Origin of the sequence: Metallosphaera cuprina Ar-4, from assembly GCF_000204925.1 — an archaeon.
In the GTDB taxonomy this organism is placed as follows: domain Archaea; phylum Thermoproteota; class Thermoprotei_A; order Sulfolobales; family Sulfolobaceae; genus Metallosphaera; species Metallosphaera cuprina.
In genome coordinates this window covers 917,744-930,065 of the sequence record NC_015435.1, presented here as the reverse complement: position 1 = coordinate 930,065, position 12,322 = coordinate 917,744, and the positions used below count along the sequence as shown (strand labels likewise).

Below are 12,322 nucleotides of genomic sequence, written 5' to 3'. Positions count from 1 at the left end.
TTAAAAAGCGCTCTTAACTTGGAAGTTCGTAACTATCATGACCTTTGACGAAATATCAGATTTCTTAACTTGCTTCACTAGGCCATCAGCAAGCTTCAGATCATGAACGAAACATATATCCACTACGCCTTCGTCTGATGAAACCTTCAGTACCCTACAGGGGTCCATTAGGTTAAACTCTCCCTTTGAAAATATAGCCAAGATTAGTGCCTTCAATCTAGACAGGTCGACTTGCGGTATCACTCTTACGTCTCCTTTAGAGAGCATGGAGTTCAGAGTGTTAGCAACGAACCTTACGCTTGCTCCCATCCTTCTGGCCAACTCTCCCGGAGAGGCTCTAGGATCTTCTCTAAGGGCTTTGATTAACCTGAGCTCATAAGGTCTCAACTCCCTAACATTTTGTTGTGGAATGTAAGTCATAATGGGCTCTCCAAGCTCATCGAATAAGGAACTTATCAATTGATCGAATTCTTCCCTCTTAGCTTGAACGCCGTAGACGTTAAACTCCTCAAGACATGTGAACTTCATGAAAACGTTCTCTGAATCGAAACTCTTAGTGTTAGGAAAGGCGAGGAAAGCGTAGTGAGAGTTTAATAAGTTGGGATTTACGAATAAACTGAAGCCTTTAATTATCCCTTCCTCCTTTAGGTTGTTAATTCTGTAGCTCAAAGAGGATTCAGTTATTCCAATTAGCTTTGCTAACCTCTTTTGAGATATCCTACCGTCCTTCAGGAGGTGGAAAACTATGGATTTGTCTGTTTCATCTCTCATGGTATCAGATCCTTCTTTTAAGTTATAAAACTCTTAAAATATTAAATCTCTAACCATTAAAGTGGGTAAACTATGAAGGTCATTATTAAGACTATCATGGATGGGGCTCATAAGATCAAGAGTTTAGCTTAAGGTCTGACCTTTACGTGGTATCTCATGTAGTTAGCCTTTAAGCTCTTAACGCTCGCATTAAGCTCTGATCGGTAAAGTTCTCAATTCCGTTCGTTCCGTAAATCTTTTAGTTTTTACAGGCCTCAATGACATCCCTAGTGAATCTCAGTCCGTAGATTAAGCTTAGCTTTCTTGTTTGAGACTTCCGGCCTCACCTTCTGAAGCAAAGACATCACGTTTTTTGGCTGTTCTATCTCTCCAATCTACTCTTAACTTACCCCTTTATAACGAACTCATTAGTTCCAGCGTAGACAGCTATTTCGATCTTATTCTCATTTTAAATCTGGTGAACTCCGTTGTTATTCCGTGATTTTGTGACACTCGTTGAACGAACTTCCTTGTTTCCTCCTCAAGACTAAGCTAAAGTATTTCCCACGCATCACCTTAATTAACTCCTGTGAGTTCCTGATTACCTGCTCTTGTAGTCTCTTTATCGCTATGATGTGTTCGCTACCTGCTCTTGGAGCTTGACTGTAGCTTCCTTGTTCTTTCAGTTCAAGTTTGAAACTCGGCCTCAAGTTTCTTGTCTCTTCGTAGAGTCTTTTTTCAAACTCAACAAATTTCTCGTCAATCAGTGTAGTTAGATCGTTGAGGAGTATCCTCATCTCGCCTTGAGATATTTCATCAGCTAACCCTCTTAATGAACTCCTTCTTTAGTCTATCTGCCGATTCATAACTCATATAATATCAATTCTTAGCTCGATCTAAAAACTTATTCAGGAGATGGCCTACCTTAAGTGATCTTCCGTATTAAAACCATTTAGATAAATCCAGGATCAAGTTTCAGTAAGAGATAGACAACAGATCGTCTAGAGTTGGGTTAAAGGGTAAAAATCTCTAGAAAACGTAAAAAGAAGAGGATGAAAGCTTAGTAGTTGGTTGGCTGATATGTTAAAAGATTCTAAAGCCTCTACCCTTTGTTCTCAGTCTTCTCTTAATCAGCTCGAGCCTCCCTCTATAGTGAACTGTCCTTTACCTACAGTTAAAGAGGTTATTGGTTCCTGCCTCCCTGAGCCTTGCCATTCCTTTTACACTCGTCCTCAATGACTGATATCATAGTTAAAATGACCAAAGTCTGCGGGTCTATGTCCTCATCATACGACTCGTTTTGAAAATACCTTATCCTCCTCTTAGTCTCCTCTATAACCTCTTCTAAGCTACCGGTCCTTTTGGATATCCTCTCTAATACCGAAATGAACGAATCAATAGACGCTGTGTATGAGGGGATCGTTCTTCCCATAGTAACCAATTACGTCCAGGGTTAAAATTTACAGAGAGTAAATCGAAAGTTATCCCTTTCTAGACTCAACGGACCTATTAGCGTGACTAATCTTCTATGGAAAATCATACATTATGATGAGAGAACTCAGGTAATACAAAGGGTTTAAGGGGTTTACGCGAATGTAATCACGTACTAGTTCGTGAATTATACTGACTAAAGGTTAAAACTCAATTTATGAAAATAATCCTTAAGTCTTTGACCAAGCTTGTCTTATAGCTCAAGGTCCGCACTCGCTTCACCGAAATCTAGAAACGGCAATTGACCAGGACCTGTAACTTACGGATCTCTTTGAATTCGGTTTTCCTTATGAGAGAGTTGCGATCGATGCCTCGATGACCAAGTTGAGTTCCCATAGCTTTGTTTTTCAAAGCTAAGGGAATTGATAACTGAAAATCAAACAAGTCGTAGTTGAAATAGTACGTTACCTAACGGCTTAACGTTTAAGTGTATCCCTCTAAAACGTCCCACGTAATTTTATGGGAGTTTTGACTATGACGTTTGTGACAACTCGATTCTCGTCTAGCTCAGATCGCTTTACGGCCTCTTAAAAGCCCTTTATGCGTATCCATCTCCATTGTGCCGATTAGGATAAAGATAATCTCTTATATAACGTCTTTATTCTATAAAGACTAGTAGAAGAAGAAAATTCGTTCTTATATCTAGAAAATAAATACTAAACGCTTTCGTATCTAATGGACATAGTAAGTAAAATTTATATATATAGTTCCCTGAATTTTTATTATGACTCAACAAAATCTTGAGATTGAGGGCATAAAAAATCTGAAATCCGGCGCCCTATTTTACCTAATAACCGTAATACTTTACATTGTTTCTTTAGCGTTTATAATAACTCTAGTTGGAATTTTAATAGGTGTGATAGTTGGAGTGATAGATTTCGTTACATTGTTGTTAGCTTTTCTTAGGACTAGGAGAGGTTTCTCGCAACTGGAAACGGCTGGGAGACATGTGGGTGGGAAAACCGCTACTACGCTAATAATCGCTGGATATGCATTAGTTTTCATAGGATCAATTGTGGCATTAGCTCTCTTTATTTCAGCCGTAGGACTGACCTTCGGCTCGGCGATCTCGGGGAGCTCCGCCTCGGCAGCGGCCGGGATAGGTCTAGGTTTAGGTTCAATACTTGGCGGATTAGCTGTTATTATAATTGGTGCGTTGATCATGTACATAGGTTACATATTGTTGGCTTCAGCATACAAAAATGTGGGATCCCTTTATAACGTAGGAAGCTTAAGAACGGGAGGTACTCTAATGTTAGTGGGTTCTATACTCTATTTTCTAAGTTTAATACCTCTTGTAGGCGTGGTTTTCGATATAATAGGCGGACTACTAGTTTTCATAGGTATTATCATGGTTTACTCTGGATTAGGAACGCTATTGAGTACGCTTCAATCTGGTAGGTACCCTGGTTTCAATCAGCCTTACTATGGTCAACCTTATCAGGGAGCTCCTTTACCACCCCAGTACCCACAACAACCTCTTAACAGGATATACGGAAACGGCGTAGCTGAGGTGAACGTCTACTCCCCTGGACCCGTTCAAGTGACCAGCGCTACGATAATTGGAACCTCTTACTTCTCTGATCAAGTTACCCCTACGAATCTGGCTACAGGGAACAACGTGATAAGGATATCGTTCAACGGTCCGCTCAATCTAGTTCCAGGCAACGTTTACGCCATACAGATTACCCTATCTAACGGACAGCTTATAACGGTTAACGCTACTTATCAACCTTAAATAACATAGGCTCATCTAAAAAAGTCTTAATTAGTATAAGTTCTATTAAAGTTGATATCCAATGTTTAAAAGAGTTATTAATCCAAAAATTTTTTAAACTAGTTAAGTTTATATCTATTATGACATCCACTCAGAATAATCAAGAAATTCTGAATTTAAGAGAGAGTATTAATCAAATGAGAATAGGATTATTTTTTGAGATATTCGCTGCTATAGTAGGATATTTAGCCTCAAATTTATGGCTTAACTTAGTGACAGGTCTCCTAGTCTCTCTCTCCTTCTCCGGTTCCGCTTTGGTAACCCTTAACCAGTTCATTTATCCAATAATAATAACCACAATACAGATAGTGTTAGCTCTCATAGCTTACCTGAAAATGAAGGGGCTTTTCTCAGAACTGGAAATGACCACGAGAGACATGTCCTTAGCGAAAATAGGTTTGTTACTAGCTATCTTCCCGTTAGTGATGTACATTGGCTACATATTGATAGCGGCTGGCCTGTACTCCATAGGTGAGAAATATGGAAGCGACTTTAACAAAAACGTGATGAGGATCGGAAGTTTGATAACGGGTATACCCTTATTAAATTTCGTAGGATTAATATTTAATTACATAGCTATAGGAAGTATAGTTCCTTTCGTTCCACCGGTGAAGCAGTACAGACCACCTATTAACGTGCCTCCATATCAATGGCAACCGGGTTATCAACCAGGGTATCCGTACTACCAATCCTATCAACCCGTTCAGGTCTATCAGATGGGTCAAGGGGTTCTGAAGGGAAACGTTGCGATGTTAAGTCTGTTCTCAACCGGGCAACTGAGGATCAATAGAGCCTCTCTAGAGGGGTTCAACACCTTTGCGATTAGAATTGAACCTCTAGTTGTCGTACCAGGTAAAAACGACATAAAGGTTGAGTTTCCTGAAACCCTCCAAGGGTTGACTAAAGGGTCCACATATAGATTAAAGATTGAGTTAGAAGCTAACGTTACAGTCTACGCGAACCTAATCAACGAATGACACTTTAATTTTACAAAATAGTCTAAATTAAAAAGATCAGAAAAGATTTCAGATATTTCTTAAATTAAAAAATGAGACAGGGTACTCTCCGTCTAGTTTTATTTAATATCTGAATAATTTTATTAATTATCTCTTTTTCTTTTTCATTTCTGAGTTTTACTCCCCTGACTTTCCTCATCTCTCTCACCTAAAACGAAGTATGGTCTAATCCAGGTTAACAAGAGATTCCTAAAGGTTATGGACACACCTCTTTTAATGGCTAACCTCTGGTTAAACGCCTCTAGTAGGGTAGTTTACCTTCACGTTATTGATTTGATTTCCCCAATCATAATATGTGTAGCTTTGATATTGATCTTCAGCGTATGAGGAGTTGTCAGAGGAGTTGGTCTCATGATCTATGGATGAGTTAGAGACGTTTTGATATTGATCTTCAGCGTATGAGGAGTTGTCAGAGGAGTTGGTCTCATGATCTATGGATGAGTTAGAGACTTTTCCTATCCCATTCAGTGGACTTAAAAATTGATAATATAGGCCTAGGGCGTTAGCGATAACTTGAGGTGTTACAGTCTGATTGTTCTCGTAAACCCCTGAAACGAACATTTTAAACTCAAACTCGTGATCAGTTACGACAATTTGAGCTTTTGTGTTATTTAAACTCAACGATGTGGTATTACCGTCGTCCTTGTAAATTAGCACATACAAAGAGCTGAATCCCTTCGGGTCAATTCCTATCAAGTAAGTTCCCAATTTAGACACACTTAACCTCACATCGTACTCATAACTGAAACTCGTTCCATTTAAAGTTCTGATGACTTGAGTCGAGCCCTGATTAGAACTTAGACTAGAACTGTTAAGATATATGGTTTGAGAGGAGGCCGTTTGAGGATGTATTAGACTGTAAATCTGATAACCTAAAAAAGCGTTCGACGCCAATACCACGAGAGTTATCCAGATTAATACGTTTTGTCTCACTTTTCTCACATGACTAATCTTGTTGTACATTTCTTATAAGATACAGGAGCGACACAACTGAAACTCTTAATTACTTCTAACAATTTTGAGATAAAAACGATTGTGCCGTTTCATTGAAACCAATTTATAGAGAAACGCCTAGTAAAACCTATTAAATTTCAATTAAATCTAATTATATTCAGCCTCTTTATGAGGTTTTCACCGAAAATTTGGAAATTCCTTATAAGGTAGAACTATGAACGGCTGATCATGGGTTTAATACAGTTCGTTGGCGAAGCCTCAATATATCTCAGTTTAATTGGAATTTTTATTTATCATCTATCAAGAAGGAAAGTTTTAGAGAAAACCCCCCAGCTCAGTGGTAAAAAATTCATAAGATTCTACTCAGAGAGTCAAATTTTATTCCATTGGATCTCCTTCGTTGTCTTAGCCGCAGCTGGGGCAACGGGTTATTTCATCCTGTTCACTAACAACTTCATCCCCCTTCCCTTCCATGAGTTTACTCTATTTCCTCTCATCTCACTTTTAGCGTATCACGTCGTTAAGGATAGCGGCAATCTCAAATCTATTTCCCTTAATTTTAGCGACTTTAGCAAAATAAAAGTTCATAAATCGTTAGGAAGATATCATCCCTTAAAGAAGGCATATCACTTGACTATATCTTTGGCTATAGTGACCTTAGGGATAACGGGGTTTCTCCTGTGGAACCCCTTTAAAATCACATTTTTATTTCAGTATTTCCAAGATATTCTAATCTTACATTTGATGTCTACCCTCTTATTGACTAGTTTAGGCATGTTCCACATTTACCTCTCACTAATGCCATCAAATAGACCTCTGTTGATAGCAATGATAACAGGCTATTTGGATGAACAATACTATAAGGAAAATTACGTTGAACAGAACTTGATAAGGAGTGTCAGTAAAGGAGTAGATCGAAGTAGGAGAGCCTTCATCAAGAGCCTAGGGGCTTCGATCTTAACGCTAGGAATTATAGCGATCCTGAGCAGAGGTAATGGCACGGGCTCGAACGTTTCCAGACCACAGACTAGCTCACTGCAAGCGCAAAGTCCATATGGTCCGATAGCTAATTCCAATCAAATGAGTCCCAATACGGCTAAAACTTTTTATCTGCCAAACGGATCTCCAGGGATACTAGTGAAGCTCTCTAACGGTCAACTTAAGGCTTATAGCGCTGTTTGTACGCATCAGGGCTGCACTGTGGGATACGTACCAGGGCAGCAAATCTTTCTCTGTCCGTGTCATGGAGCTGAGTTCGCTGCGAGTAACGGAGATGTACTTAGAGGTCCGGCCACCTTACCTTTACCGCAATATCCGATATCGGTAGATAGTTCAGGTAACGTCTTCGTTAACCTCTCCAACTCCTCCAATTCAGGTAACGTCAACAATTACGGGGGATATGGGGATAGTGAGATAGGAGACGATTAGCGTTGTGGGTTAGCGAGACTAATAAGAAACGTTTTCAATTGATCAGGCCTTATCTCCTCTTAATACCCTTTTAATAAAATTTCACTAGTTGTCAACTGAATTTTTTCAATTCATTCGTATCGTTTCACGTTCCTTTCTCGTGCCGTTTCCTTTTCTCAATGGTGTTCCTAATAAGGTAAGCACGACTAAGAGTTATTCAGGTGAAGCAAATGAAAGCGTACGAAACAATAAATGAAGCCAAGTTAACGATGTACATGATAGCTGCAATAGTTTCCTACGTAATAGTCGATATAATGATAATGGGTCAGACTGGTTTCAATATTATGTAAAATACTATCAAAAAATTATTAATAAAGATAATGTTTCTTTTTCTTCTATAATTAAGAATAGATATCCTTTTTATTAAATGCTTTTAAAGTTGATTGGTATTCCTTTGACTATAAGAGGGGACCTGCCTTGAGTTACTTGGCCTACTGAAGAGTAAGTTTAGTGCTAAGATCGGATGAGTTTCGCCTAAATAACGAGATCTTCCTTAGTTTCAAGACGAAGTTTTTTACTCTGGTTAAAACCCTTTCTAAACGTCTCGCTCTGCTACCAAAGTATGGAAATAAATTTAAAAAAAATGATGATAGAATCATTTCAAATGAGATACGTTTTGATGGCTACCTTAGTTCTGCTGATTTCCGCATTGATGACCTCTGGTCAACAATCTGCAACCATATATTATAATGGTACTGTTGTGGTTCAATTAAATAACGTCACTTCGTTTCATCTAATTGGAAACAACGTTTCCAACCTAAAGGTGATAGGGAGTAGGTTTAATTTAACAGGAGACTACTTATACTTTCACAACGGCACCAAAGTGACAATCTCTTATGACACCTACTTTCCTAACGGAGTGATTAATGCCAACGAACCGTATAACCTTACCTTTTACGTTCTGATTCCAAGTTATTATTCTCTAGTCTACGTTTCTCCTACTCCCGTTTCTCTTGAAACCAAGGGATCGACTTATAACCTCACCGTTAAGGGGAACTCCTTAGATGTCCTCTTCTCTACTGCGAAACCCACTTCTGGTGGAGGACTATCTCAAGAGGATCTTACGGTCATAACGATCTTAATAGTTACCGACTCGATTTTAGCTTTCGTCATCTTTGAGTATTTGAGGATGAGGAGAAGTAAAAGCAAGGGGGATATTGAGAACGTGAGAGAGGACAGGGAGGAGGCCGAACTAGCAACGCAGGAGTTGAACGATAGGGATTTACTTGTACTCGAAGCTTTTAAGAAGGGGTCCAAAACTCTCGCTGATGCTGTAAGAGTTACCGGACTGCCTAAATCTACTGTGTATAGGAGGATAAAGAAATTAGTCAAGTTGGGGTACCTGATTGAAAGGAGAGAGGGAGGAAAACTGTGGTATGAAGTAGGGAAGTTACCTGACAAAGATCAGAACACGTGAGCGTTGAAATAAAACTAGTCCCTGTAACTCAATGGAAGCTAAAAATCAGGTACTGATCCATGTACTCTAACGTTTATTCTGGATTTGAAATTATTTTTAGCCTATACTACAAAATCAGTCTCACCTAACTTTCCTCCTATTTGACCTGTTTTAGAACGCCTTAAAACGATATGTTTGATTTGTTTTCTGTGAACTTTGCCATATCGCTCTGTTAGGTACCCTTCCTCACAAGCAAACGTGGTACCGCCGCGAGCTCCACTGTTAAAAGGACTGAACGCCGCGTGCTCAGAAATGACAAAAAGTTAACTTCCCATTACGTCCATGTGATGCGGTTCCTTTAGTGCGAATAGGGACTTATCATGGGAATAGCGACTTGATATGATTAACTGCTCTCCGTGCTGGTCAGCCGGAATGAACGGGATACCCAAAAGGAAATCCTCAAACTCACATGGGTCACCGTGCTACAATATAAGTGAAAATACTTGCGATGTCATGGATTAAATTGACGTTAAAGAGTCCAAGTCTACAAAAACGGGAGACTGATCATGAGCTGTAAGCCGTAACATGTACAATTGCTAGCGACGCTAGACTCACGTTCTATAGCTTACCCCGACTTTTTAGAGACGACTTATATAGAATTTCTGCTGTAATAGGCGTTGGGAAAATCAAAATGTAGGTTAAACAGGTGGACGAACGTGATATCTTCAGCTAAGGGCACATACTGTATTAATAGGTTAATAACAACAAGAAGTAAGAATACAATCAGGTCCATGATACGTGCGTTACAACTTAGGATTACTGCAAACTTTTTTGTGACCGTCGTCCTAAACACTTATGACGACATTTCTATTACAACTGACTCGAACAGGCTAAGAAAATCAAAATCTCCTCCAAAAACATTTTTAAACATAGCAAGTACCTCTTTCATTTCCTATCTGTTTAATGGAAAACGAACAATTTACAAAGACCTCGTATCCGAAAGTCTTTCTAGGGCTGGAACCAGATGAGCGTTCACCATGTGCTCAACTAGATCCGAGAAGCTAAATCCGTTCAACCTGTTCCAAACTCCTAATTTCTCGTTAACGTTGAACACTATTCTAGTTCTTTCATTATTACCAGTTGATAATATTATTTCAAATCCATTATCTTCATCCAGCGTTTTCCCCTTATATGACAAACCTAAGGCTGAGTAACTCGGACCGTTCAGGAAACCTTCCTTAGTCTTAACGCCTCCTCCTAATTTAATCCATGGCCTGCTCTTCCCAAAAATATACGCTACGTGAAACTTGGTGTAATCTGGTGTCTTTGCTTCAGAAGGGATGGCGTAGTCCTGAACGTCAACATCGTAAACTCTCAATATCCCCACGTGGCCTAAACTACCTACAAAGAAAAAAGGATTTGTAATATATGATAGAGCGATTTTGTAATTTAATGAAGGAAGATCTATGTTTTCAATCATTAATGTTAGTTTGATTTTAAATATAAAAGTCTTTTTACATATTTTTCTACAATAACGTCTTTTCTTAGCTAATAATGCGGACAAAAATTTTAACCTTAAATAAATAAAATTAATATATAACTTCTCTAAATGTAAGAACATTATTAACTTCAGGATTTTGATCTAAAATTTAAATCCTATAAACGTATTAGTTTAAGAAATTTTTATATACTCAGCTTTTATAATAATTTATATAATCACTTATAGTAAAAACAAAAAATATATTAAAATATCAAAATAACTAGAAAAATTTTAAATATTAGTATAAACTATGTATATCTTATGAATAATGGCTCGTATCTCCAGGTTATCCTGGATAGGATGGACACCAAGAAGGTCAACAGATTTTACTGGATAATTACTGTCCTAGCTGCAATAGGTGGATTCCTCTTCGGCTACGACACATCAGTAATAGCCATAGCCTCTGTCTTCGTTCCGTTCAAGTATACGGGTCTCGTGTACGGATACGAGATCGCAAGCGCCTCATTGGGTGCAGCGATAGGGGCCTTAATAGCTTACTTCTACACAGACAGGTACGGGAGGAAATCACTACTTATTTTAGATGCGGCAATATACACGATATCTGCTATAGCGGCGGCTCTCTCTTTTAACGGTCTGTGGTTACTCTTCTGGAGGACAGTAATAGGGATAGCTATTGGAGCAGATTCAGCAGTAGCTACCGCATACATAACTGAATACGCCCCTAAGGACAGAAGAGGATCGTTAGGTATCATGCAACAGTGGATGATAACGATTGGTATCTTGGGCTCTTACCTTATCGGATCAGCAGTTTTATTCGTTGCCCCGTCTTTGGCTTACACTCTAGGCTGGAGAGTTATAATGGGAATAGCGGCTATCCCGGCCATAATAGGGTTAATATTTAGGTTCGCGATGCCCGAGTCACCTAGATGGCTTCTCGTAAGTGGCAAGATTGAGAAATTTAAGGAGGTCATTCGTAGGTTCAACGCGGACGCCTCGGACGAAGAGATATACAAAGCTTTCGAGGAGGTTAAGAGGAGCTTATCTTACAAATTGGACACGCCTACCAAGAGGGCGTTAATGGTTGTGGGTTTGTGGATGATATTCCAACAGATAACTGGAATTAACGTACCCTTCTATTACGGACCCACAATAATACTTAATTTAGGAATTTTACCTAAAGCTACTAGCCCGGTTTTCACCGAGGTTAACTCCGTTTTGGCAGCCAGTGTGCTAGCGGTGATAAACACAGCAGCCACATACATAGCCTTTAGGTACATTGATAGGGTGGGAAGGAGAAGGTTAGGCCTTTCCGCCTACCTAGGTATGCTAATCTTTGATTTGTTGGGAGGTTTCCTGGTCATGAACGGCGTTCTCATAGGAGCTCTAATCGCTTTCGCAGGGTTCATAGTGTTCTTCGCTTACGGGGTCGGTGGTACCGGTTGGCTCATTCAAGCCGAGTACTTTAAAACCGAAGTAAGGGGTAAGATGGCCGCAATCATAGCGATAATTGATTGGCTGGCCAACTTCGCCATCACGGAGGTCTTCCCTCTAATGCTCTCCTCAATAGGGCTTGCCGGCTCGATGTTCGTGTTTGCGAGCTTAGACGCGATAGCGTTGATAACGTTTTACTTTATCCTACCTGAAACTAAAAGTGTCTCCCTTGAGGAAGTCGTGGAAATATTCAACAGGACTCCCGTATCAAAATTAAAGGATCTAAGAGTGATGAAAAGAGACAACGTAGGAGAGTGATTTTTTGAAAGTAATGATTTTTTTGATAAACTCTGAAAATATGATAGCGATGACGTAACAAAATAGACGAGAAGTTGCACGTGTCTCCTGCGTTTTAGCAAGTTATTTGCTAAACTGGCTAAATTGGTGAGAACGGCCTTGAGAATTTAACTTGGCCTGACGTGAATCTAATAAAAAGCGATGAGGTTAAAAGGCGTTGTACGTTCTTCATAACCAAGAAA

At 39.3% G+C, this 12,322-nt stretch carries 10 protein-coding genes; 5 read left to right on the top strand and 5 right to left on the bottom strand.

Translation table 11 applies throughout. The features are described from left to right. From MCUP_RS05010 to MCUP_RS05000, 3 genes are all read right to left on the bottom strand, one after another. Positions 1-771, bottom strand: a complete 771-nt coding sequence (locus MCUP_RS05010) for a winged helix-turn-helix transcriptional regulator (protein WP_013737620.1) — start codon at positions 769-771, stop codon at positions 1-3. Positions 772-1,241: 470 nt separating this feature from the next. Beyond that, on the bottom strand, positions 1,242-1,547 hold the full coding sequence (locus MCUP_RS05005; RefSeq protein WP_013737619.1) for a hypothetical protein: 306 nt from the start codon (positions 1,545-1,547) through the stop codon (positions 1,242-1,244). Positions 1,548-1,933: 386 nt separating this feature from the next. Then, the gene (locus MCUP_RS05000; protein ID WP_013737618.1) at positions 1,934-2,182 is read right to left on the bottom strand and encodes a hypothetical protein; all 249 of its coding nucleotides are present in this window, start codon (positions 2,180-2,182) and stop codon (positions 1,934-1,936) included. 783 nt (positions 2,183-2,965) lie between these two features. Here MCUP_RS05000 and MCUP_RS04995 point away from each other — a divergent pair. After that, the gene (locus MCUP_RS04995) at positions 2,966-3,979 is read left to right on the top strand and encodes a DUF973 family protein (RefSeq protein WP_013737617.1); all 1,014 of its coding nucleotides are present in this window, start codon (positions 2,966-2,968) and stop codon (positions 3,977-3,979) included. 119 nt (positions 3,980-4,098) lie between these two features. Beyond that, on the top strand, positions 4,099-4,995 hold the full coding sequence (locus tag MCUP_RS04990; RefSeq protein WP_048057499.1) for a DUF973 family protein: 897 nt from the start codon (positions 4,099-4,101) through the stop codon (positions 4,993-4,995). Between the two features lie 270 nt (positions 4,996-5,265). Here MCUP_RS04990 and MCUP_RS04985 read toward each other — a convergent pair whose 3' ends face one another. Then, a complete protein-coding gene (locus tag MCUP_RS04985) occupies positions 5,266-5,976 on the bottom strand; it encodes a hypothetical protein (protein ID WP_148230903.1) in 711 nt (236 codons plus the stop codon). Positions 5,977-6,216: 240 nt separating this feature from the next. Between MCUP_RS04985 and MCUP_RS09755 the strand changes: the two genes are divergently transcribed. After that, on the top strand, positions 6,217-7,416 hold the full coding sequence (locus tag MCUP_RS09755) for a Rieske 2Fe-2S domain-containing protein (protein WP_013737613.1): 1,200 nt from the start codon (positions 6,217-6,219) through the stop codon (positions 7,414-7,416). Between the two features lie 643 nt (positions 7,417-8,059). Next, entirely contained in the window at positions 8,060-8,872 is an 813-nt protein-coding gene (locus tag MCUP_RS04975; protein WP_013737611.1) for a helix-turn-helix transcriptional regulator, read from the top strand. Between the two features lie 958 nt (positions 8,873-9,830). Here the strand turns inward: MCUP_RS04975 and MCUP_RS04970 are convergent. After that, positions 9,831-10,331: a hypothetical protein gene (locus MCUP_RS04970; RefSeq protein ID WP_013737610.1), complete on the bottom strand. Its 501-nt coding sequence runs from the start codon at positions 10,329-10,331 to the stop codon at positions 9,831-9,833. A gap of 321 nt (positions 10,332-10,652) precedes the next feature. On the opposite strand from MCUP_RS04970, the gene MCUP_RS04965 reads away from it, so the two are divergent. Beyond that, positions 10,653-12,101, top strand: coding sequence for a sugar porter family MFS transporter (locus tag MCUP_RS04965; protein ID WP_048057498.1), 1,449 nt, complete (start codon positions 10,653-10,655; stop codon positions 12,099-12,101). Positions 12,102-12,322: the final 221 nt, after the last annotated feature.